25 protein-coding genes are annotated in these 22,389 nt (G+C 63.8%); 11 read left to right on the forward strand and 14 right to left on the reverse strand.

Features of this window, described 5'->3' with window-relative positions; genetic code table 11:
- Nucleotide 1: 1 nt before the first annotated feature.
- Genes AC07Y0_RS23685 through AC07Y0_RS23695 form a run of 3 tightly spaced genes read right to left on the reverse strand, consistent with a single transcriptional unit; the run spans nt 2 to nt 2,002 of the window.
- Nucleotides 2-979, reverse strand: a complete 978-nt coding sequence (locus tag AC07Y0_RS23685) for a beta-propeller fold lactonase family protein (RefSeq protein WP_498680046.1) — start codon at nt 977-979, stop codon at nt 2-4.
- A complete protein-coding gene (locus tag AC07Y0_RS23690) occupies nt 951-1,484 on the reverse strand; it encodes an SRPBCC family protein (RefSeq protein WP_454747597.1) in 534 nt (177 codons plus the stop codon). Before AC07Y0_RS23690 ends, AC07Y0_RS23685 begins: the two co-directional genes overlap by 29 nt.
- A gap of 8 nt (nt 1,485-1,492) precedes the next feature.
- Nucleotides 1,493-2,002, reverse strand: coding sequence for a DUF3280 domain-containing protein (locus tag AC07Y0_RS23695; protein ID WP_498680047.1), 510 nt, complete (start codon nt 2,000-2,002; stop codon nt 1,493-1,495).
- Between the two features lie 124 nt (nt 2,003-2,126).
- Between AC07Y0_RS23695 and AC07Y0_RS23700 the strand changes: the two genes are divergently transcribed.
- The 10 genes from AC07Y0_RS23700 (at nt 2,127) to gfa (ending at nt 9,754) form a co-directional block, all read left to right on the forward strand.
- Nucleotides 2,127-3,314, forward strand: a complete 1,188-nt coding sequence (locus AC07Y0_RS23700; protein ID WP_498680048.1) for an ABC transporter substrate-binding protein — start codon at nt 2,127-2,129, stop codon at nt 3,312-3,314.
- Nucleotide 3,315: 1 nt separating this feature from the next.
- Complete coding sequence (locus tag AC07Y0_RS23705; protein ID WP_498680049.1) at nt 3,316-4,290, forward strand: YVTN family beta-propeller repeat protein; 975 nt, start codon at nt 3,316-3,318, stop codon at nt 4,288-4,290.
- 39 nt (nt 4,291-4,329) lie between these two features.
- On the forward strand, nt 4,330-4,797 hold the full coding sequence (locus AC07Y0_RS23710) for a hypothetical protein (RefSeq protein WP_498680050.1): 468 nt from the start codon (nt 4,330-4,332) through the stop codon (nt 4,795-4,797).
- A gap of 27 nt (nt 4,798-4,824) precedes the next feature.
- Nucleotides 4,825-5,082: a hypothetical protein gene (locus AC07Y0_RS23715; RefSeq protein WP_498680051.1), complete on the forward strand. Its 258-nt coding sequence runs from the start codon at nt 4,825-4,827 to the stop codon at nt 5,080-5,082.
- A 95-nt stretch (nt 5,083-5,177) separates the two neighbouring features.
- Complete coding sequence (locus AC07Y0_RS23720) at nt 5,178-6,149, forward strand: ABC transporter substrate-binding protein (protein WP_498680052.1); 972 nt, start codon at nt 5,178-5,180, stop codon at nt 6,147-6,149.
- Nucleotides 6,142-6,903: an ABC transporter permease gene (locus tag AC07Y0_RS23725; RefSeq protein ID WP_498680053.1), complete on the forward strand. Its 762-nt coding sequence runs from the start codon at nt 6,142-6,144 to the stop codon at nt 6,901-6,903. Before AC07Y0_RS23720 ends, AC07Y0_RS23725 begins: the two co-directional genes overlap by 8 nt.
- Complete coding sequence (locus AC07Y0_RS23730) at nt 6,900-7,532, forward strand: ABC transporter ATP-binding protein (protein ID WP_498680054.1); 633 nt, start codon at nt 6,900-6,902, stop codon at nt 7,530-7,532. The genes AC07Y0_RS23725 and AC07Y0_RS23730 overlap by 4 nt, the downstream gene beginning before the upstream one ends.
- On the forward strand, nt 7,529-8,257 hold the full coding sequence (locus AC07Y0_RS23735) for an ABC transporter ATP-binding protein (RefSeq protein WP_498680055.1): 729 nt from the start codon (nt 7,529-7,531) through the stop codon (nt 8,255-8,257). Before AC07Y0_RS23730 ends, AC07Y0_RS23735 begins: the two co-directional genes overlap by 4 nt.
- Nucleotides 8,254-9,048 carry an ABC transporter permease gene (locus AC07Y0_RS23740; protein WP_498680056.1) on the forward strand — a complete coding sequence of 265 codons (795 nt, stop codon included), beginning with the start codon at nt 8,254-8,256 and terminating at the stop codon, nt 9,046-9,048. The genes AC07Y0_RS23735 and AC07Y0_RS23740 overlap by 4 nt, the downstream gene beginning before the upstream one ends.
- Nucleotides 9,049-9,184: 136 nt before the next feature.
- Entirely contained in the window at nt 9,185-9,754 is a 570-nt protein-coding gene (gene gfa, locus AC07Y0_RS23745) for an S-(hydroxymethyl)glutathione synthase (RefSeq protein WP_498680057.1), read from the forward strand.
- Between the two features lie 249 nt (nt 9,755-10,003).
- On the opposite strand, the gene AC07Y0_RS23750 is transcribed toward gfa, so the two are convergent.
- The 9 genes from AC07Y0_RS23750 to AC07Y0_RS23790 are packed head-to-tail and all read right to left on the reverse strand — an operon-like array spanning nt 10,004 to nt 19,256.
- Nucleotides 10,004-10,594, reverse strand: a complete 591-nt coding sequence (locus AC07Y0_RS23750; protein WP_498680058.1) for a thioredoxin family protein — start codon at nt 10,592-10,594, stop codon at nt 10,004-10,006.
- A gap of 4 nt (nt 10,595-10,598) precedes the next feature.
- Nucleotides 10,599-11,294: a ribulose-phosphate 3-epimerase gene (rpe, locus tag AC07Y0_RS23755; protein WP_498680059.1), complete on the reverse strand. Its 696-nt coding sequence runs from the start codon at nt 11,292-11,294 to the stop codon at nt 10,599-10,601.
- Nucleotides 11,291-12,235: a CbbX protein gene (gene cbbX, locus AC07Y0_RS23760; protein WP_498680060.1), complete on the reverse strand. Its 945-nt coding sequence runs from the start codon at nt 12,233-12,235 to the stop codon at nt 11,291-11,293. The genes rpe and cbbX overlap by 4 nt, the downstream gene beginning before the upstream one ends.
- 15 nt (nt 12,236-12,250) lie before the next feature.
- On the reverse strand, nt 12,251-12,640 hold the full coding sequence (locus AC07Y0_RS23765) for a ribulose bisphosphate carboxylase small subunit (RefSeq protein ID WP_498680061.1): 390 nt from the start codon (nt 12,638-12,640) through the stop codon (nt 12,251-12,253).
- Nucleotides 12,641-12,666: 26 nt separating this feature from the next.
- Nucleotides 12,667-14,127: a form I ribulose bisphosphate carboxylase large subunit gene (locus AC07Y0_RS23770; RefSeq protein WP_498680062.1), complete on the reverse strand. Its 1,461-nt coding sequence runs from the start codon at nt 14,125-14,127 to the stop codon at nt 12,667-12,669.
- A gap of 31 nt (nt 14,128-14,158) precedes the next feature.
- A complete protein-coding gene (gene fba, locus AC07Y0_RS23775) occupies nt 14,159-15,238 on the reverse strand; it encodes a class II fructose-bisphosphate aldolase (RefSeq protein ID WP_498680063.1) in 1,080 nt (359 codons plus the stop codon).
- A 49-nt stretch (nt 15,239-15,287) separates the two neighbouring features.
- The gene (tkt, locus tag AC07Y0_RS23780; protein WP_498680064.1) at nt 15,288-17,315 is read right to left on the reverse strand and encodes a transketolase; all 2,028 of its coding nucleotides are present in this window, start codon (nt 17,313-17,315) and stop codon (nt 15,288-15,290) included.
- A gap of 11 nt (nt 17,316-17,326) precedes the next feature.
- Nucleotides 17,327-18,196, reverse strand: a complete 870-nt coding sequence (locus AC07Y0_RS23785; RefSeq protein ID WP_498680065.1) for a phosphoribulokinase — start codon at nt 18,194-18,196, stop codon at nt 17,327-17,329.
- Between the two features lie 10 nt (nt 18,197-18,206).
- Nucleotides 18,207-19,256, reverse strand: coding sequence for a class 1 fructose-bisphosphatase (locus AC07Y0_RS23790; protein WP_498680066.1), 1,050 nt, complete (start codon nt 19,254-19,256; stop codon nt 18,207-18,209).
- 105 nt (nt 19,257-19,361) lie between these two features.
- Between AC07Y0_RS23790 and AC07Y0_RS23795 the strand changes: the two genes are divergently transcribed.
- Entirely contained in the window at nt 19,362-20,303 is a 942-nt protein-coding gene (locus AC07Y0_RS23795; protein ID WP_498680067.1) for a LysR family transcriptional regulator, read from the forward strand.
- Between the two features lie 19 nt (nt 20,304-20,322).
- Here the strand turns inward: AC07Y0_RS23795 and AC07Y0_RS23800 are convergent, their stop codons facing one another.
- Together AC07Y0_RS23800 and AC07Y0_RS23805 are read right to left on the reverse strand one after the other, a co-directional pair.
- Complete coding sequence (locus AC07Y0_RS23800) at nt 20,323-21,546, reverse strand: YeeE/YedE family protein (RefSeq protein ID WP_498680068.1); 1,224 nt, start codon at nt 21,544-21,546, stop codon at nt 20,323-20,325.
- Nucleotides 21,547-21,720: 174 nt separating this feature from the next.
- A complete protein-coding gene (locus tag AC07Y0_RS23805) occupies nt 21,721-22,344 on the reverse strand; it encodes an exopolysaccharide biosynthesis protein (RefSeq protein ID WP_498680069.1) in 624 nt (207 codons plus the stop codon).
- Nucleotides 22,345-22,389 lie beyond the last annotated feature (45 nt).

Genomic DNA, 22,389 nt, shown 5'->3' on the forward strand with positions numbered 1-22,389 from the left:
TCTACTCCTCTTGCATCCTGGCTGACAGGAACAGCCCGAAGGCCCTGGGACCGTCGCCGGTCGCAACCTCGCCGACAACCTTCAAGGTCCGGGCGTCGATCACCGACAGGGTGTTCGAATCCCAATTGGCGACGGCGACCCTGAGACCGTCCCCGGTCGTGTCGATGCCTTCGGGATAGCCACCGACATCGATCACAGCGACCGGTGCATAGGTCTCGGCGTCGAAGACACTGACGGTGTCATCATACTGGTTGGTGACGAAGCCACGCCCCGCGGCGAAAGCCAGGCCATAGGGCCGCTCGCGCGTCTTGGCCTTGCCGAGGATGGCACCGCTTTCGGGATCGATGGCCGTTACCGTATTGCTGCCGACATCGGCGGAGAATATCCGGCCATCCGGCGCGAAGGTCACGCCGAAGGGCCGCTCGCCGACCGTGATGCGGTGGACGAGCACGAGCGTTTCTGCATCGAAGATCGACACCTGATTGGAATCACGATCAGCGGTCGCCAGCCAGCGGCCGTCCGGTGAGATTGCAAGGCCTGCCGGCGCGCTGCCGGTTTCCAGCACTGCCGTGAGGGTGAGATCGTCTGCCGTCAGGACCCACACGCGGGCATTGTACCAGTCGGAGACGAAGACCCGGCGGCGCTTTTCGTCGACCGCCACGCCGATCGGACCCCCGTCCAACTGGCGTTCGATCTGCGGAAGGTCGGACGCCATACCGAAGCGGCGGAGCGTCTTGCTGTCGGGGCTGACAGTGAAGACCGCTTGAAGCGCCTCCGAGACGGCGATGCCGGCCGGCATTCCGGGCACGGGGATGCGGCGGACTTCGGTCATCCGCTCGAGATCGATGATGCTCAGATCGCTGGAGGACTGGTTTGTCACATAGGCATAGTCGGCCGTGGCCGACCGCGGCGCCCAGAGCGCCGCGATGGCACCGAGGACCAGGAGCGTCCTACTTGCCGAATTTCGCTTCCAGGGCATCGAGGCCAGCCTTGTAGACGCCGGTGACAGCAGCGATGGCGGCCGCGTCGTTGAGGTTTTCCGGCGGGTCGTTGTTCGGATATCCGCGATAGAAGGCGCCGCGCCACTCGATATGGGAGCCGCCGGTCGCCGTCGGCGTCACGGTCAGGTGGGACGAGTAGTTGGTGACCGGCAGGACGGCCACGTCCACCGCGGTGATGCGATAGGAATAGGTCATCTTCGTCGCATCATACTTGTAGAGCTGCTCCGAGATCGTCGGTCCGCCTTCCTTGCCGAGGGTCAGAACGCGCGTGGCGTCGATCGCATTGTCGCCCGTGCCGGTCGACGAAAAGACCGCCGGGTGCCAGCTCATGTCCTGGAAATTGCCGATCACCGCCCAGACCTCTGCCGGGGGAGCCTTGACGTCAACGGCCAGGCTCAGCTTCTGCCGCGTCGGGCCATGGGCAAAGGCGATCGCCGGTGCCAGAAGGAAGAATGTCAGCAGGAAATTACGAAGCTGTCCCATGGGTCTCCTCACGATTTGAAGAAGTGGTTCTTGAAGATGTAATTGAGCCCGCGCAGCCAGCTCTGGTCGGTGTTCGAGCGGATATCCACGGCGAGCGCACGCAAGGCCTCCCCGGACTTCACGTCGCGCAGAACCAGATTCATCGACAGAATCAGGTTGGAGACCTTCTGAACCTCGCCGACCAGCACGTAGTCGGCGCCGAGTCGCTCGGCCATCCGCAATTCGCATCCGTAGCAGTCGGCGGGATTGGTGGTGCCGGCGAGTTCGTCGGCGATCGGCTGGTTGTCGAGAACGACGAAACCTTCGTCGCGCAGGCGTTGCCGCGTCGTCTCTTCGAGAAGGCGGGTGCGGGCCGTCTGGTCGGGTCGCTCGCCGTCGTAGGCGCCTTCCGTCGACGTATCGATGAAGGTCATGCCGAGAAAGGCAATTCGGGCGCCCGGCTTGAGCGGCTTGTCCAGCGCGGCCAAGGCAAACACGGGGATCAGGACCAGCACAAGTGACATCAGAATACGCTGCATGCGATCCAGCCTAACATAGCGAGCCGGCGACACCACGATCCATAAGTATCGGTTTCGCGGCACAAACCTCTCGTCTATTCTCCACTTTAAGATGTGTCAGGAAGATTGGGAGGTCATTCCGACGATGTCGAAACAGCGGCTTGGGCTTGCCATTTTCTGTGCTGCCTGGATGACAACGCAGACTGCGTGGGCCGAGGAGGTGAAAACCGCCGTCCTTCGCGTCGATCGCGCCAAGTTGCCGCCGATCTCCCGGCTCGACGTCGCGCCTGCGGATCTTGGTTTTGCCGGTGCCACGCTCGGCAACGAGGACAACCGCACGACGGGCGCCTTCACCGGTATGGACTATCAGCTGACCACCAAGGCCGTGCCTCCGGAACAGGCCGAGGCGGCGTTCGATGCGCTGAAGGCCGAAGGCGTCAAGCTGATCGCCGTTATTTCCGATGGGGAAATCCTGAAGGCGCTGGCCGATCGGGCGGGATCGGACGTGCTGCTGCTCAATGCCGGGGCGCGGGACGATGCGTTGCGCGACGCAGAGTGCCGGGCCAATGTCCTGCACATCGCGCCGAGCCGGTCGATGCTCACGGACGGGGTCGTGCAGTTCCTGATGTGGAAGAAGTGGCCGCGCATCCTCCTGATCCATGGCTCCCATCCTGAGGACAAGCTGCTCGCCGAAAGCTACCGGAAGTCGGCGACGAAGTTCGGCGCGAAGATCGTCGAGGAGCGGGAATTCGTCGATACCGGCGGCGCGCGGCGGACCGATACCGGCCATGTCCTGGTCCAGAAGCAGATCCCGGTGTTCATGCAAGGCGCCGAGGAGCACGACGTTACCGTCGCGGCCGACGAGACCGACGTCTTCGCGGCTTATCTGCCTTACCATTCCTGGGATCCGCGCCCGGTCGCCGGCTCGGCGGGCCTGATGCCGCTCAGCTGGCACCAGGCGCACGAATCCTGGGGCGCGACGCAATTCCAGCGCCGTTTCGAGAAGCTGACGGGCCGTGGTGCGCGGGACGAGGACTACCAGGCGTGGCTTGCCGTCCGCGTGATCGGCGAGGCGGTGACGCGGTCCGGCAAACCGGATGTCGCCTCGATCCGCTCCTATCTGTTGTCGAAGGATTTCGAGATCGCCGCTTTCAAGGGCCAGAAGCTGACCTTCCGCGCGTGGAACGGGCAGCTGCGGCAGCCGATCCTGCTCGGCGACGGCCGCATCACCGTATCGGTCTCTCCCCAGGACGGCTATCTTCACCAGCATTCGCCGCTCGACACGCTGGGCATAGACGCACCCGAAACCGCATGCCGTGCCTTTGGAGGATAGAATGCCGAGTTACGCCTGGATCATCCTGCCTGCCGCCCTTCTGGCCAGCGGCTCCGCCCTCGCCAACAAGGTGTTCGTGACCAACGAGCGCGGCAACACGGTGACCGTTCTCGATAGCGAGACCTGGGAGAAGATTGCCGAGTTCCCCGCCGGCAACCGGCCGCGCGGCATCACCATCAGCCCCGACGGCAAGGAACTCTATGTGTGCGCCTCGGACGACGACACGGTGCGCGTCTTCGATCCCGAGACCTACAAGGAGTTGCATACCCTTCCCTCCGGTCCTGATCCGGAACTGTTCGCGCTCAACCCCTCGGGCAAGCAACTCTATGTCGCCAACGAGGACGACAACCTGGTGACGGTCGTCGACACAGAAACGCATCAGGTTCTGGCGGAGATCCCGGTCGGTGTCGAACCGGAGGGGGTCGCGGTCAGCCCCGACTCCAAGACGCTGATCAACACCTCCGAAACCACCAACATGGCGCATTTCATCGACACCTCGACCTACGAGATCGTGCACAATGTGCTTGTCGACCAGCGGCCGCGCTATGCCGAGTTCACGGCCGACGGCAAGAAGCTCTATGTCAGCGCCGAGATCGGCGGTACCGTCTCCGTCATCAATCTCGGCGCCGGGGAGCCGAAGGTCGACAAGAAGATAACCTTCGAAGTTCCCGGCGTTCTGCCGGAATGGCTGCAGCCGGTCGGCGTCCGGGCGACCAGCGACGGATCGCGGGTCTTCGTCGCGCTCGGGCCGGCCAATCGCGTTGCAGTGATCGACGCCAAGACCGATGAGGTGCTCGACTATCTGCTCGTCGGCCAGCGCGTCTGGCAGATGGCCTTCACGCCGGGCGAGGAATTCCTCGTCGTCACCAACGGCAATTCCAACGATGTGAGCATCATCGACGTGAAGGCCGAGAAGGTCATTCGTTCGGTTCCGGTCGGCGAGCAGCCCTGGGGGGTCGTCGTCGCACCGAACTGACCATTTTGAAATTGAAACGATATTGGGAGGAATTCATCGATGACGATAAACCTTTTGGCGGGATTGGCCGCTCTCATTGCCATTCCCTTGGTCAGTCCGATCGTCGCCACGCCGGCCACTGCGGCACCGCTCTGTGACAAGCTCGGCTTTGCCGGGCTCCTGGCCAAATGCAATCGCGGCGAGCCGATCGAGATCACGCTTGCCTCGGGCCAGCCGCTCGGCAAGGGCGACGTGGCGCTGCAATCGGGCGCCTATTACGAGATGAAGATCACCGCCGACGGCTCCGCTGAACTGGGAATCACCGGCGCTCCCTTCTTCCGGGCGATCTGGATGAACGAGATCGTCATCAATGGAATCGAGGTGCGCCCCATGGCGATCGACAGCCTTGAATTCGACAAGGCCGGGGTGGCGACCATGTCGTTCATCGCCATCAAGCCCGGTTCCTACGAGGTTCGCATTCCGAACACGACGAGCGATACGCAGAAGGTGACGATTTCCATTCAGTAAGCCAATACCGACATAAGGACGATTGCGATGCACAGCCAGAAAATGACGACCGTATTTCTTGCCGCCTTTCTTTCCTTGCCCTTTGTCGCATCGGCCGCCGAGGTGCCTGCCGACAAGCAGAAGGCGATCCAGGACATGCTGAAGACCATGCAATGCGAGGTCGATCCGGCCAATATCGAGGCCGACGGTGATGGCTTCGAGTTGGACGACGTTTTCTGCGCCGACGGGCAGTACGACATGGACCTCAACGCCGACCTGAGCGTCGCCGACAAGCGCAAGGAATAGGCTGGACAGGTTGGCGAATTGCCAGAAGAGTTGTGTAGAAGCCGCTGGTCAACGAGCCGCGAAGGCAAGGGCGGCAATCCCGGGGAGAACGAGCGATGCGTGTCTTTAGACGATTTCTGACGGGGTGCCTGCTGGCGCTCGGCATGGCGCCGGCCATGGCGCAGGATCTGCCGCAGATCAGGGCGGCGATGCTGGCTTCCGGTACGGTGAACTGGGAGATTTCGACGATCAAGGCGAACGAGCTCGACCGGAAGAACGGGTTCGTCATGTCCGTTCAGGACTATGCCGACAACGGTGCGACGCGCGTTGCCTTCGAGGGAGGCGAGGCCGACACGATGGTGGCCGACTGGATCTGGGTCGCCTACCAGCGCGCCGCCGGCAAGGATTATGTCTTCATTCCGTATTCGCGCGCGGTTGGCGGTCTCGTGGTCAAGGACGACAGCCCGGTCAAAGCGCTTACCGATCTCAAGGGGCAGAAGATCGGCATCGCCGGCGGGCCGCTCGACAAGAGCTGGCTCATTTTGCGGGCCTTTGCCACGAAGAAATACGGCATGGACCTCGCGAAGGAAACCGAGCAGGTGTTCGCCGCGCCGCCGCTGATCTTCAAGTCGGCGCTGTCGGGCGAGACCGCGGGTGCCATCAACTTCTGGCACTTCCTCGCCAAGATGAAGGCGAAGGGAATGCGTGATCTCGTTTCTGTCGCCGATGCCGCGACCGAACTCGGGCTCGACCCCGACACGCCACTCCTTGGCTATGTGCTCAAGGGCGAATTCGTCAAGGCGCATCCCGAGGTGGCGCAGGGGCTCTACAAGGCCTCGGTGGCGGCGAAAGAATTGCTGCGCAGCGATGATGCTGCCTGGGAGGGGCTACGCGGTCAGATGAACGCCGCAGATGATGCCGAGTTCGCGGCGTTGCGTGACGGTTATCGCGCCGGCATTCCGAGCGGCAAGCCGATCGACGAGGCGGCCGCCGATCGCTTCCTGCGGCTGATGGCCGAACTCGGCGGCGAGGAGCTTGTCGGCAAGGCGACCACGCTGCCCAAGGGGGTCTTCCTGCACCTTGAGTGACAATGGCCAAAATCCGCTGATCGTCCGCACGCTATCGCTCGGCCTGCTGCTCCTGGTCTGGGTCTCCGCGGCGGCGCTGACGGCGGATGCCAGCATCCTGCCGCAACCCTGGGCGCTCGCAGAGCCGCTCGCCCGGGCGGTCGGCTCCGGTGCCTTGCCGTATCATCTCGCCATGACCCTTGCGCGCGTGGTGATGGCCTTTGTGCCGGCCATGGCGATCGGCGTGGCGCTCGGTTTCCTGATGGGGCGCTTTCCCGCCTTGGACCGGTGGCTCGATCCCTGGCTGGTGGTGTTTCTCAACCTGCCGGCGCTGGTCCTGATCGTGCTCTGTTATCTCTGGATCGGCCTCAACGAGACGGCAGCGATCATCGCGGTCGTGCTCAACAAGATCCCGAACGTCGCGACCCTCTTGCGCGAAGGCGCGCGCGCGCTCGATCCGAACCTTGATGCCATGGCCAAGGTCTATCGCATGCCGCCCATGGCGCGGCTGCGTCATGTCGTCATTCCCCAGCTCGCCCCCTACATTGCCGGTGCCGCGCGTTCCGGCATTGCGGTCATCTGGAAGATCGTGCTGGTGGTCGAGTTTCTCGGCCGTTCCAGCGGCGTCGGTTTCCAGATCCATTTCTATTTCCAGCTGTTCGACGTCGCCATGGTGCTGGTTTATTCGCTGACCTTCATCGTCGTCATGTTGATGGTCGAGGCCTTGATCCTGCAGCCGGTCGAACGGCGGGCGCGGGCCTGGAGGACGGCATGATCAAGGTCGACGTCCGGCGAAAAGCTTTCGGTCCATCGGAGATCCTGCGCGACATCCGTTTCGAGATGGGCGATAGCGAGGCGGTCGCCATTCTCGGTGCTTCCGGGATCGGCAAGTCGACACTGCTCCGGCTGATCACCGGCATTGACGAGGCCTTCGAGGGCGAGATTGTCCGGCCGCAGAACATCGCCATGGTGTTCCAGGAGCCGGTTCTGCTGCCCTGGCGCAGCGTGCTGCAGAATCTCACCCTCATCCATCCGACGCTCGGCGAGGATGCGGCGCGCGCTGCGCTGGAGCGCATAGGTATTGCCGACAAGGCCCGGCTCTTTCCCGGCCAGTTGTCGCTCGGCCAGCAGCGGCGACTGGCGCTGGCCCGCGCCTTTGCCGGGCGCCCGGCACTTCTCGTCATGGACGAGCCCTATGTCTCGCTCGATCCGCAGACGGCCGAGGAAATGCTGGAACTGACCGAGGCGCTGATCGCCGAGACCGGTCCCGCCGTCATCCTCGTCACCCATTCCGAGGCGGAGGCGAGGCGTCTGGCCAAACGCACGCTCCGGCTTGCCGGGCGGCCGGCAACGATCGCCGATGGGACGGGCCCTCCGACGGTGAAGCGGGAGGGTGCGGCATGAAGGGTCTCGAGATCAGCCATGTCGGCTTTCGCTACGGCGAGCGCAAGGCGCTGGACGATGTCTCGTTCAATGTTGAGCCGGGACGGTTCTGCGCGCTGCTCGGGCCGAACGGTGCGGGCAAGTCGACGCTCTTTGCCCTTCTGACCCGGCTGATCGTTGCCGACGAGGGGATGATCAATGTGGCCGGTTTCGATATCGCCACATCTCCACGCGCAGCGCTCGCCCGGATCGGCGTCGTGTTCCAGCAGCCGACGCTCGATCTCGACATGACGGTGCGCCGCAACCTGCGCTACTTCGCCGGACTGCACGGCCTGTCGGGCCGTTCCGCGGCCATGGCAATCGACCGCGCCCTTGCCCAGCTCGGCATGGCCGAGCGCGCCGACGAACTGGTGCGTTCCCTGAATGGCGGGCACCGGCGGCGCATGGAGATCGCCCGCGCGCTTGTTCACCAACCGGAAATCCTGCTGCTCGACGAAGCGACCGTCGGCCTTGATGCCGCCTCGCGGCAGGCGATCACCGACCATGTGCATGGGCTCGCCGAAAGCGGGCTTGCCGTGCTCTGGGCGACCCATCTGGTGGACGAGATCGCCATGTCGGACCAGGTCGTGGTGCTGCATCGCGGCCGGGTGCTGAGCAACGGTCCGGCGGCTGAACTGGCCGGCGACCGCAGCCTGGCCAAGGCCTTCCTCGCGATGACGGCTGACGGCACGGAGGCGACGGCATGAAGGCCTGGCTGACCGCGCTCCTCGCCATCATCACCCGGGAGAACCTGCGTTTCGTCAGGCAGCGTGGTCGATTCCTTGCCGCCCTCGTGCGGCCGCTCGTCTGGCTTCTCGTGTTTGCCGCCGGCTTTCGTGCGGCGCTCGGCGTGTCGATCATTCCGCCGTACCAGACCTACATTACCTACGAGGTCTACATCCTGCCGGGACTCTGCGGCATGATCCAGTTGTTCAATGGGATGCAGTCGTCGCTGTCGCTGGTCTACGATCAGGAAATGGGCTCCATGCGGCTTCTGCTGACCTCGCCCTTGCCGCGCTGGTGGCTGCTGTTCTCCAAGCTGCTGGCCGGTGTCATCGTGTCGATCCTGCAGGTCATGGTGTTCCTGGGTCTTGCGGCGCTGACCGGGATCGACCTGCCGCCGCTCGGCTACCTCGCTGTGCTTCCGGCGCTGTTGCTGAGCGGCCTGATGCTCGGGGCCTTCGGCCTGGTGATTTCGTCGACCATACGCCAGCTGGAGAACTTCGCCGGCGTGATGAATTTCGTCATCTTCCCGATGTTCTTTCTGTCGTCGGCCCTCTACCCGCTTTGGAAGATGGCGGAGAGCTCGCCGCTGCTACGCGACATCTGTGCCTACAACCCGTTCACCCATGCGGTCGAACTGATCCGCTTCGCGCTCTATGGTCAGCTCAATCTCGAAGCCCTGGCCTGGGTCTCAGGCTGCTTCGTCGTCTTCATGCTGGCCGCCGTCTGGGGCTATGATCCGGCCCGCGCCATGCTGCGGGCCCGCGGCCGGTAGTTGCCGGCTTCGCCTCGAATGCCGCAACCGCGCCAAAAACCGCCACTTTCCGCTATGTTGCCGATCGCCTGATTTGCTCCGATCCTGTCCCCGATTGAAGACGCTTCAGACGTCCAAACTTGAGGAGGAGGGACCCATGATCAAACTGCATCCGGCCATCGACAACGGCTTTCCGCCGGCCAAGCCCGGCTTTTCCGGGGGCACGCTCAAATGCAAATGCGCTACCAATCCGGTGACCGTCGAAATCAGCTCCCAGACGGCGCACAACCATGCCTGCGGCTGCACCAAGTGCTGGAAGCCCAAAGGCGCGATCTTCGCACAGATCGCCGTCGTGTCGCGTGACAACGTTAAGGTTACCTCCGGCGCCGAGAAGCTTCACATCGTCGACCCGAACGCGACCATCCAGCGTTATGCCTGCAAGGACTGCGGCACGCATATGTACGGCCGCATCGAGAACACCAAGCATCCGTTCTATGGCCTGGATTTCGTCCATACCGAACTCAGCGACCAGACCGGCTGGTCTCCGCCGGAATTCGCCGCCTTCGTTTCGTCGGTCATCGAGAGCGGGGTCAGCCCCGACAAGATGGGCGAGATCCGCGCGCGCCTCAATGAACTCGGGCTCCCGCCCTATGATGCGCTGTCGCCGGCCTTAATGGATGCGATCTCCACCCATATTGCCAAGCAATCCGGCGCGCTGCCGGCTTAAGCGAGGCTTCCGAGCTCCTCCCCCTGAGCCCTGTCCGTGTCTCTTCCTTTCGGAAGCCAAAACGGGCGGGGCTTGAGGTTGTCGGGGGACACGCAGGCCTGCCGGTCGAGACGGGCTCGACAGCAATAGACAAAGCCGCCGATGGTGGATCATCGGCGGCTTTTGACGTTTGCGACATGCCTGCATACGACTGGAGTTTGGTGGGTGAGGTCTTCGATGCCGCGGCGATCGCGACGAATGATCGTGTGCTCAACGGTGTGTCATCATCTCCGCGCCGGCCCAGGACGGGTCCTGCTTCCATTTGATCGAACAGCCGATTGCCGAATGCTGCTCCTCCGGCCCCTTGCCGGTCCTGGCGATCCCGACCATCGCCTCGAACAGGTCGCGCCTCAGATCCGCCGGGCCGATCTCCTTGCGCGAGGCATCGAGCCGTCCGCGATACTGCAGCTCCATGCGCTTGTTGAAGCCGAAAAAATCCGGCGTGCAAACGGCGCCATAGGCCCTGGCGACCCACTGGTCGGCGTCATGCAGATAGGGGAAGGGCAGGGCGTGATCGGCGGCAAATCGCTTCATATTGCCGAAGCTGTCTTCCGGATAGGCCGTCGCATCGTTCGAGTTGATCGCCACGAAGCCGATTCCGTGCGCCTCGAGCTCCAGCGCATCGCGCACGATCCGGCCGATCACCGCTTTCACATAGGGGCAGTGATTGCAGATGAAGGCGACGACGAGACCGTTCGGTCCGGCAAGATCGAGAATGGAGCGGGCGCGTCCCTCGGTGCTCGGCAGCCGGGCGTCGATGGCTTTCCAACCGAAATGGCAGAGCGGTGCGGTGGATGCCATGGAGCTACCTTTCGTTCTGGACGAGGGGACGGATCGCATTGTCTGCGGCGTGGCGCAGGGCGGCAATATTGCCCGCATAGGCATCCGCTCCGCCCTTGAAGATCGCCGAGCCGGCGACGAGGATGTCGGCGCCGGCCCGGGCAACGAGCGGCGCGGTCTCGGGTGTCACGCCGCCGTCGATTTCGATCACGATCGGCCGATTGCCGATCATCGCCTTGATGCGCGCGACCTTGTCCACCACGGCGGGGATGAAGGCCTGGCCGCCGAAGCCGGGATTGACCGTCATCAGCAGGACAAGATCGAGGCGGTCGAGGACATATTCGATGACGTTTTCCGGCGTCGAGGGATTGAGGGACACGCCGGCCTTGCAGCCGAGGTCGCGGATCGCCTGCAGCGAGCGATCGAGATGGGTGGTCGCCTCGGCATGGACGGTGACGATGTCGCAGCCGGCATCGGCGAAGGCGGCGAGAAAGCCGTCGACGGGCTCGATCATCAGGTGGCAGTCGAACACCTTGTCGGTGCGATTGCGGATCGCCTTGATCACCGGCGGGCCGAAGGTGATGTTGGGCACGAAATGCCCGTCCATCACGTCGAGATGGATCCAGTCGGCGCCGGCACGACAGACCGCTTCCACTTCCTCGCCAAGGCGCGAGAAATCCGCAGACAGGACCGAGGGGGCAATGATGGTCTTCGGGCTCATGCTGTCTCCTGACGATGTTCGGGCGGTGCGGCCGGCTTCATGGCAAAGACGCGGCTTGCGGCAATGTCGCGGCCGATGATGGTCGACAGCTGCTCGGCATTGACCGGCCCCTTGGCTTCTTCGAACAGGCGGTTCGCCTGGCGCAGGCGCGCCCGGTCGAGCGCGTTGCGTATGGACCGCGCATTGGCGAAATGCGGCTGGCTACGCCGGCGGGCGATGTAGTCGGTCATGACGGCCGTCGCTTCCGCGTCGAGGTGGTAACCCTGCCGCTCCAGCATGGTCTCGGCGATCGACAGCAGTTCGTCGTTTGCATAGTCGGGGAAGTCGATGTGATGGGCGATACGCGAGCGGAAGCCAGGATTGCTTTCAAAGAAGCGATCCATGCGGTCGGAATAGCCGGCGAGGATCACCACGAGGTCGTCGCGGTTGTTCTCCATCACCTGCAACAGGATCTCGATCGCTTCCTGGCCGTAGTCGCGTTCGTTGTCCGGCCGGTAGAGGTAGTAGGCCTCGTCGATGAACAGCACGCCGCCCATGGCTTTCTTGAGGATCTCCTTGGTCTTCGGCGCCGTGTGGCCGATATACTGGCCGACCAGGTCGTCGCGCGTCACCGAGACGAGGTGGCCCTTGCGGATGTAGCCGAGGCGGTGGAGCAGGTTCGCCATGCGCAGGGCAACCGTCGTCTTGCCCGTGCCGGGATTGCCGGTGAAGCTCATGTGCAGCGACGGCGGCTCGTGGGAAAGGCCCATGGCGCGGCGGGCGCGCTCGACCAGCAGCAACGCCGCCGTCTCGCGGATCCGCCGCTTCACGGGCTTGAGGCCCACAAGGTCACGGTCGAGCTCTTCGAGGATCTCGGCGACGCCCGAGGTCCGGTATTCCTCGGCGAGGTCGACCGAAGTCGGCGGGCTCTCCTGCGTCACGGTTGTCTCGGGCATTGCCATTGTCTCGTCCTTTCGTCAGCCGATGGTCGACCAGGAGTAATGCTGCGAGCGGCCCGGACCGTCGGTCCTGGTCATCCTGAGTTCCGGTTCCTTGGCCGGGCGATTGACGATGAAGGACATCGTCACGGTCTCGAAACCGCGGATCGAATCGAAAGCATTGAGACGGATGTAGTGCTGCGGATAGGCCTTTCGGCAATCATCGAGCTCCATCATCACGCCCTTAGCGTCCTTCAGGTCGAACATGGGATTACCCCACATTTCCCAATAGGTGTTGCGGGGGTGGGGATCGTCGGTGTACTCGACCCCGATCGCCCAGCCCTTGCGCAGGCAGTATTCCACCTGCGCGGTGATCTGCTCGTCCGTCAGGTCCGGCAGGAACGAGAAGCAGCCTTGGGTGATACGCATGTCGTTTCTCCTTTTCTCTCGCTCTGTCAGAGGACACTTACGCTCGGTACGAAGTCCGAAGTGTCGGTCGAGGTGTAGTTGAAGCTGATATTGCCCCAGGTCTCGAGGGCGGCTTCGAGCGGCTTGCACCACTTGGCGGCGGCTCTCAGGATCTCCGGCCCTTCATTGGCGATGTCGCGGCCCTCGTTGCGGGCGAGCACCATGGCTTCGAGGGCCACGCGGTTGGCGGTCGCGCCGGCCTGGATGCCCATCGGATGGCCGATCGTGCCGCCGCCGAACTGCAGCACCACGTCGTCGCCGAACAGGTCGAGCAGCTGGTGCATCTGTCCGGCATGGATGCCGCCCGAGGCCACCGGCATGACCTTCTTGATGTCGCCCCAGTCCTGTTCGAAGAAGATGCCGCGTTGCAGGTCGACCTCGTTCTTGGTTTCGCGCAGGACGTTGTAATAGCCCTGCACGGTCATCGGATCGCCTTCCAGCTTGCCGACGGCGGTGCCGGCATGCAGGTGGTCGACGCCGGCGAGACGCAGCCACTTGGCGATGACGCGGAACGAGATGCCGTGGTTCTTCTGGCGCGTGTAGGTGCCGTGGCCGGCCCTGTGCATGTGCAGGATCATGTCGTTCTGCCGGCACCATTCCGAGATCGACTGGATCGCCGTCCAGCCGACGATCAGGTCGACCATGACGATGACCGAGCCGAGTTCCTTGGCGAATTCGGCGCGGCGGTACATTTCCTCCATCGTGCCGGCGGTGATGTTGAGGTAATGGCCCTTCACCTCACCGGTGACGGCGGAAGCATGGTTGACGGCTTCCATGCAGTAGAGGAATCGGTCGCGCCAATGCATGAAGGGCTGCGAGTTGATGTTCTCGTCGTCCTTCATGAAGTCGAGCCCGCCCTTCAGCCCTTCGTAAACGACACGGCCATAGTTCTTGCCCGACAGGCCGAGCTTCGGCTTGGTGGTGGCGCCGAGCAGCGGCTTGCCGAACTTGTCGAGCCGCTCGCGTTCGACGACGATGCCGGTCGGCGGGCCCTTGAAGGTCTTCACATAGGCGACAGGGAAGCGCATGTCCTCGAGCCGGGCGGCCTTCAGCGGCTTGAACGAGAAGACATTGCCGATGATCGAGGCCGTCAGGTTGGCGATCGAGCCTTCCTCGAACAGGATCAGGTCATAGGCGACATAGCAGAAGTACTGCCCCGGCGTTCCCGGCACCGGGTCGACCCGGTAGGCCTTGGCGCGGTACTGGTCGCAGGCGGTCAGACGGTCGGTCCAGACGACCGTCCAGGTGGCGGTCGAGCTTTCGCCGGCAACGGCGGCCGCCGCTTCGATCGGATCGACGCCTTCCTGCGGCGTGATGCGGAACAGGGCGATCAGGTCGGTGTCCTTCGGCTCGTAATGGCCGTCCCAATAGCCCATCTGGGCGTATTTCAGGACGCCCGCCCTGTAGCGTTCCTTGCCCTTGATCTCGGTTTTCGCATCGGCGTTCATGGCACTGTCCTTTCCTTGGTCGGATGGGAGTTCAGGCGGCTTCTGACCGCGCGTTTGAGGGTTTCAGGCTGCCGTTCGCATAGCGTTTGGCCATGTCGCTCATCGGGATGACCTTGATGCGCGACGCATTGCCCGCCGTGCCGAAGGCCTCGAAGCGGGCCTTGCAGACAGAGGCCATGGCATCCATGGCGGGTTTGAGGAACTTGCGCGGATCGAATTCGTCGCGGCGAGTATCGGCGACGCGGCGGAATTCGGCGGCGGCGGCAAGGCGCAGGTCGGTGTCGATGTTGACCTTGCGCACACCGAAGCGGATGCCGCGGACGATCTCCTCGACAGGGACGCCATAGGTCTCACGCATCTCGCCGCCATGGGCGTTGAAGATCTCCTGCCATTCCTCAGGTACGGAGGAGGAGCCGTGCATGACGATATGGGTGTCGGGCAAGCGCCGGTGGATCTTCTCGATCACGTCCATGGCGAGCACTTCGCCGGTCGGCTTGCGGGTGAACTTGTAGGCGCCGTGCGAGGTGCCGATCGCGACGGCCAGCGCATCGACGCCGGTCTCGGCGACAAAGCGGGCCGCCTCGTCGGGATCGGTCAGCAATTGCGAACGGTCGAGCGCGCCTTCGAAACCATGGCCGTCCTCCGCCTCGCCATGGCCGGTTTCGAGCGAGCCCAGGCAGCCGAGTTCGCCCTCCACCGAGACGCCAACCATGTGGGCCAGTCGCGCCACTTCTGCCGTGATGCCGGCGTTGTAAGCATAGTCGGCTGGCGTCTTGGCATCCTCTTTCAACGAACCGTCCATCATCACCGAGGTGAAGCCGTGCTGGATCGCGGACAGGCAGGTGGAGACCCGGTCGCCGTGATCCTGGTGGATGCAGAGCGGAATGTCCGGATACATCAACTCCAGCGCTTCCATCATCTTGGCGAGCATGATGTCGTTGGCATACGAGCGGGCGCCGCGCGATGCCTGCAGGATGACCGGCGCATCGCAGGCCTTGGCCGCCTGCATGATGGCGAGGCCCTGTTCCATGTTGTTGATGTTGAAGGCAGGCACGCCGTAGCCGCGTTCGGCGGCATGGTCGAGCAATTGACGAAGCGTGATGCGGGCCATGGTCAGGCGTCCTCTCTGTGTGCGGTGGTGATGTGGGTGGGGCTTTGCGTCATCGACCGCGCTCGCCCTTGTGGTGGCCGGCAAGCCGCAGCGCTTCCGCGACGACATGCTCGGCGGTGATGCCGAAATGCTTGTAGAGTTCGCCTGCCGGGGCCGAGGCGCCGAAGCCCTGCATGCCGATGAAGCTGCCGCGCGGCCCCATCCAGCGGTCCCAACCGAGTCGACCGGCGGCTTCAATGGCGATGCGCGGTGCGCTGCCGAGGGTCTTGCTTTGGTAGGACTCGTCCTGCGCCTCGAACTTCTCCCAGCAAGGCATGGAGACGACAGCCGCCGCGATGCCCTTTTCGGAAAGAAGCTTGTCGGCGGCGGCGACCGCAATCTCGACCTCCGAACCGGTGGCAAGCAGCGTCACGTCGCGGGGGCCCTTGGCTTCCCGCAATACATAGGCGCCCCGGGCAGAGAGGTTCTCGTCGCCGGGGACCGCGCGCAGCATCGGCAGGGCCTGGCGGGAGAGTGCAAGCACGCTCGGCGTCGCCTTTTCCCTCAATGCGATTTCCCAGCATTCGGCCGTCTCGATGATGTCGGCCGGACGGAAGACGTTGAGGTTCGGCGTGGCGCGCAACATGGCGAGGTGCTCGACCGGCTGGTGGGTCGGTCCGTCTTCGCCAAGGCCGATGGAATCGTGGGTCAGCACGTAGATGACCGGCAGGCCCATCAGCGCCGAGAGCCGCATCCCGCCCCGGGCATAGTCGGAGAACACCAGGAAGGTGCCGCCATAGGGGATGAAGCCGCCATGCAGCGCAATGCCGTTCATCGCCGCCGCCATGCCGTGCTCGCGGATGCCATAGTGCAGGTAGCGGCCCTTGAAGTTGCCGGCGGCGATCGGAGCCGTCTGGGAGGTCATGGTGAGGTTGGAACCGGTGAGATCGGCAGAGCCGCCGATCGTCAGTGATGTCGCGCCGTTGATCGCCTCAAGCGCCATCTGCGAGGCCTGGCGGGTCGCCACCTTGGTGGCCTTGTTGCGATGCTCCGCACGGAATTTCGTCAGCTGGCGCGCGACCTCGGGGCCGAGGTCACGTTCGATCGTCTGCTCATAACGCTTTCTGGAACGGGACGTGTCGCGGCGGATTTCCCACGCCTCGCGCGCCGTCTGGCCACGGGAGGCCACGCTTTCCCAAGCCGACTTGATGTCGGACGGTACGAAGAAGGGCGGGTGATGCCAGCCGAGCTTTTCGCGGGTCGCGGCGACTTCCTTGTCGCCAAGGGCCGCGCCATGGGTCTTGTGCGAGCCTTCCATGCTGGCGGCACCCTTGCCGATCCTTGTCCGGCAAGCGATCAGCGACGGCTTGCGGCTCTTGCGGGCGCGGTCGATCGCCTTGGCGACCGCTTCCGGATCATGGCCGTCGACGGCCTGCGCATCCCAGCCGGCGGCGCGGAAGCGGGCGAGTTGGTCCATCGAGGTGGACAGCTCGGTCGCGCCATCGATAGAAATGTGGTTGTCGTCCCACAGCACGATCATCTTGCGCAGCTTCAGGTGCCCGGCCAGGTCGATCGCCTCGTGGCTGATGCCCTCCTGGAGGCAGCCGTCGCCGGCGACCACGTAGGTGAAGTGATCCGAGAGCGACGAACCGAAGCGGGCGGCCATCATCTGTTCGGCGATCGCCATGCCGACGGCGGTGGCGATGCCCTGGCCGAGTGGACCGGTCGTCGTCTCGATGCCGAGCGCATGGCCGTATTCCGGATGGCCGGCGGTCTTCGAACCCATCTGCCGGAAGGCGGCCAGCTGGGAGATCGGCATGTCGGAAAAGCCGATCAGGTGGTGGATCGCGTAGAGCAGCATCGAGCCGTGTCCGGCGGACAGCACGAAGCGGTCGCGGTTCGGCCAGTCCGGCATCGAGGGATCGATGGTGATGAAGCGGTTGAAGAGGACGGTCACAGCGTCGGCCATGCCCATCGGCATGCCGGGATGGCCCGAATTGGCTTTCTGCACCGCGTCCATGGCGAGGAAGCGGATGGCATTCGCCATGTCCTGTTCGGACACAGCATTGCGGGTTTCGATCTTCTGCGAAATGTTCATGGGTGTCCTCCTCACGACATGCGGTGCTTGCGTTCGAGCAGTTTGTGGATCAGCGGCGTGAAGATCAGCTGCATAGCGAGGTCGAGCTTGTCGCCGGGAACGACGATCGAATTGGCGCGCGACATGAAGCTGTTCTGCAGCATCGACAGCAGGTACGGAAAATCGATGCCGCGCGGATTGGCGAAGCGGATCACCAGGATCGATTCCGCCGGCGTCGGGATCCAGCGGGCGACGAACGGGTTCGAGGTGTCGACGATCGGAACGCGCTGGAAGTTGATGTCGGTCTGCGAGAATTGCGGGCAGATATAGTGGACATAGTCCGGCATGCGGCGAAGGATCGTGTCGGTGACGGCCTCCGTCGAATAGCCGCGGGTCGCCTTGTCGCGGTGGATCTTCTGAATCCATTCGAGATTGATGACAGGCACGACGCCGATCTTCAGGTCGCCATGCTGGGCGAGGTTGATGGTTTCGGTCACGGCACAGCCGTGGAGCCCTTCATAGAACAGCAGGTCGCTGCCCTTGAATTCCTCCCATTCGGTGAAAGTACCGGGTGCGGAGCCGTATTTTGCGGCCTCCGCATCGTCGTGGATGTAGTGCCGGGTGCGGCCGACGCCGCGACGGCCATATTCGGAGAACACGCTTTCCAGGATTTCCAGTTCGTTCGCTTCGGCGGCGAAATGGGTGAAGTCGTTGCCCTTGGCCTTCTCGTCGGCGATTTTCTTCTTCATCGCTTCGCGGTCGTAGCGATGGAAGGCGTCGCCCTCGATGAAGGATGCCGAGATGTTCTCGCGCTTGAAGATCTTCTCGAAGGTGTCCTTGACCGTGGTCGTGCCGGCGCCGGACGAACCGGTGATCGAAATGATGGGATATTTGGCTGACATCGTATTCTCCTCAGGCCCGGAACAAGCCGCGCTTGCCGAACAGCGGCGCGCGTTCACCGATCATGGTGGGGTCGACATGGTAGCGGGCGACGCGTGCCACCTCGCGGCGTGAACCGAAGACCAGCGGCACGCGCTGGTGAAGGTTCTCCGGCTCGATGTCGAGGATGCGGGTGACGGCATTGGTCGCGGCACCGCCGGCGTTCTCGACGAGGAAGGCGATCGGATTGGCCTCGTAGACCAGTCTCAACCGGCCTTGGGAATAGCCCCTACGGCTGTCGGCCGGATAAAGGAAGATGCCGCCCCTGACCAGGATGCGATAGGCATCGGCGACCAGCGATGCGATCCAGCGCATGTTGAAATCGCGCTCGCGCGGGCCGTCGGCGCCGGCCAGGCAGTCGTCGACATAAAGGCGGATCGCCTCTTCCCAGTGACGGTAGTTCGAGGCGTTGATGGCGAATTCATGGGCGCGGTCGGCAATGCTGACGGACTTGTAGCCCTGGACGAAGCAGCCGAGGCGGCTCGAGAAGATGAAGATCTCCGTGCCCTTGCCGAGCGACAGCACCAGGGCGGTCTGGGGGCCATAGATGAAGAAGCCGGCGGCCAACTGGCGGCTGCCCGGTTGCAGGAATGTCGGCATCGGGTCGTGGTCAGCGCTCGCAATTGCCGGAAGGATCGAAAAGACCGTGCCGACCGAGACATTGGTGTCGATGTTCGACGATCCGTCGAGCGGGTCGATCGCCACCGCGAGCCGGGCGTCCGGATTTAGCGAGACAGGATGCTCCAGTTCTTCCGAGGCGTAGAAGGCGACCGGCGCACCCTGCAGCGAGGAGAGGAACAGGTCATCGCAGATGACGTCCATTTCCTTTTGCATGTCGCCGTCGCTGTTTGCGCCGCCGCGCAGGCCGTGGAGGTGGGCGCTCAACGCGCCCTGGCCGACCAGCTTACGGATATCGAGCGCGGCGGTTGCGAGCCGCTGGATAATGGCGGCCACGTCGCGCGCCGTTTCATCGCGCGTGGCGATGCATGAAACGAGGTAAGCCTCGAGGGTTGCGCCTGACATTACGATGTCTCCTCCCATCCGCTGTCAGGAAGAGAATGGCGGAACCGTTGAGTTTGTAAATTTTATTATATTGACTTACGAGATTAAAAATACTTACTTTCCAATATGCGCAACGTTTCCCTTCGCCAACTCCGCACCGTGGAAGCCGTCAGCCGGCTCGGAAAAATCAATCTCGCGGCCGCAGAGCTGGGGCTGACCGGGCCGGCGCTCACCCTGCAGATCCAGCAATTGGAGCGGGACGCGGGCGTGGTGGTCTTCGACCGCACGCGTGAAGGCATGGTGCCGACCGCTTTCGGACTCGCCTTTCTCGAGGCGGCGCATGCGATCGAGGAGAGCCTTGCGACACTGGCGGATTCGATCGATTCGATGAAAGGACTAAGGAGCGGGCGGCTGAGGCTCGGCGTGGTGTCGACGGGCAAGTATTTCGCCCCGCAGCTGATCGCCGCCTTTCGCAAGCAGGTGCCCGATATCGACATCAACCTGTTCATCGGCAACCGGGCGGAGATCATCCAGAAGCTGCGCGATCACGAAGTCGACATCGCCCTGATGGGTCGGCCGCCGCGCGATTTCGACGTCCGCTCGCAGATGTTCGGCGACCATCCCCTGGTCTTCATCGCGCCGGCCGGACATCCGCTGGCCGGTGTGCTCGACATTTCCCGCGAGCGGATCGCCCAGGAACAGTTCCTGGTGCGGGAAAGCGGATCGGGGACGCGGATCTCGCTGGAAATCTTCCTTAGCGAAGTGCCGCGACGGCTGGAGGAACTGGGCACGGAAATGGGTTCGAACGAGACGATCAAGCAGGCGGTGATCGCCGGGCTGGGGCTCGCCTTCATCTCGGCGCACACCATCGAGCAGGAAGTGAAACTCGGCCGGCTCGTCATTCTCGACGTGATCGACACGCCGATCCGGCGCCAGTGGTTCAGCGTGTCACGCACGGATCGCGCGACAAATCCGGCCATGCAGGCCTTCGAGCGTTTTCTGCTGGCGGAAGGGGCCCGCCACCTGCCGGTGGTGACGAAGCCCTATCCCGCCAACGCCTTCGGCTGAGACTATGCTCGCTGGCGGATCAGCCGTCGGCGCGCGACAAGATCTTCTTCTCGAAGAAGAAATAGGGGCGCAGCTTCACGCCCACCATGTTGCCGGCAAATGCGAATACGGCCCAGAGCCAGCCGTGCAGGCTGCCCGAAGCGATGCCGGAGAAATAGGCGCCGATATTGCAGCCATAGGCGATGCGGGCGCCATAGCCGAGCAGCAGACCGCCGATCACGGCGGCAAGCACAGAGCGCAGCGGGATGTCGAGGCTCGGGGCGAACTTGCCGGCGAGTGCTGCGGCCAGCATGGCGCCGGCGATGATGCCGAAGTCCATGACCGAGGTGACGTCCGCCAGAACGCTTTCGCTGAGTGCCTTGGCATTCGGCGGAAGCTGCCAGTAGGCCCAGGCGGAAGGGTCGATGCCGATCAGTTGCGCACCCTTCGCACCCCACAGCGCGAAGGCCGAGGTGATGCCCCAGGGGCGGCCGGCCAGCGCCAGTGTCGCGAAGTTGAGGAGCACCAGAGCGACCGCGCCGGCGACCAGCGGCCATGGTCCACGCAGCAAGCGGGAGACGCCCTGTCGCTGCGTGACCGGTTCACGTTCCAGTGCGCCATGGCGGCGCTTTTCGACCAGGATGGTGACGGCGGCGATCACGGCAAAGAGGATCAGCGAAACCAAGATGCCGCCGGCGGCGCCGAATTTATCGACCAGCGAGACAGGGGCCAGCGACGGCAGGGCAACCCACCAGTCGAAATGAATGGTGGCCAGCACAGAACCCATGATGAAGAACAGCAGCGTGACCAGCATGCGGGCATTGCCGCCGCCGGCCGTGAACAGCGTGCCGGAGGCGCAGCCGCCGCCGAGTTGCATGCCGATGCCGAACATGAAGGCGCCGGCCAGTACAGAGGTTCCAAGCGGCGAGACGAAGCCCTTGACCGGATTGCCGAACAGGGTTCCGCCCGCGAGGAAGGGGAAGAACAGGATGACGGCCAGCGCAAGCAGGATCATCTGCACCCGCAAGCCGCGTCCGCGGCCGTCCATGATGAAGACGCGCCAGGCCGAGGTGAAGCCGAAGGCGGCGTGATAGAGGGCGATGCCGAGACCGCCGCCGACGAGGAAGAGCGCGCCATGCTTGACGCCATAGGCATAGCCCAGAACGAGCGTTCCGAGAACGAGGACGGCGAGAGCGCCAAGCCCGGGTGCGCCAAGCAGCGGTTGCCGTTCGGGCGCGCTCAACGGTGATGCAATTGTAGACATGGGGGGATTCCTTGCGTTTAGGGTCGCGATCCTAGATCCTGCAGCCCGCAGCGACGAGAGAGGCTGTTCTGCCCCGACCCGGGAATGGCGCGGCGTTTTCTCGATTGGCTGAATTTCTTGGGCAATTTTACCGTTTTGCCCGGAGGCCGGAGACGGCGGGAAGATGATGCGCCGCTAGCCTATGACCCAACCGAGCGCCGAGGCGGTGCCGTAGAGCAAGCCGCCGGACGTGCCGAGCGCGACGGCCGCAAGCAGGATGCCGAACAGGGTGGCGAGCCCGTCGCGTTCCATCAGCCCCATGGCAATGACCACGAGTGCGGCGACGGGAAGGAAGTTGCCGAAGGGGATCGGCAGCGCAATGGCGACCGCCAGGAGGAAGACGGGAACGCCGAGCAGGGTCTCGGCGGTGCGTCCGGTCAGAAGCCTCAGCCTGTCCCTGCGCAGGATCGTCTCGACGCGCTGGATGAAGGGGGAGGTATGGCGCACCACGAGTTCGACGGTCGCGGCCGACAGGCTTCTCCTTGCCAGTACTCGCGGCAACCAGATGGACCGTGCCCCGCCGATGATCTGCAGCGAGACGATCGCAAGGCAGGTGCCGAAGAACATGCCGAACGGGCCGGGGATCGGTGTCAGAGCCGGCAGCGCCAGGATGAGGATGGCAAAGGCGATGCCGGTGCGGCCCATGGCGGCCAGGAGTTCGCCAAGCGTTATCGTTCCCGCTTCGCCGGCGGCTTGTGCGAGCGCAGCGAGTTGCAGCGAGGCGGTCCCTGACCGGTTTTCCGGTGGAACATGGTCCAAGGTTCGATCCTCTGCATATTTGTCGCCCGATCGACGGGACGCTCT

Source organism: Allorhizobium sp. GW101-3B10, assembly GCF_059424725.1.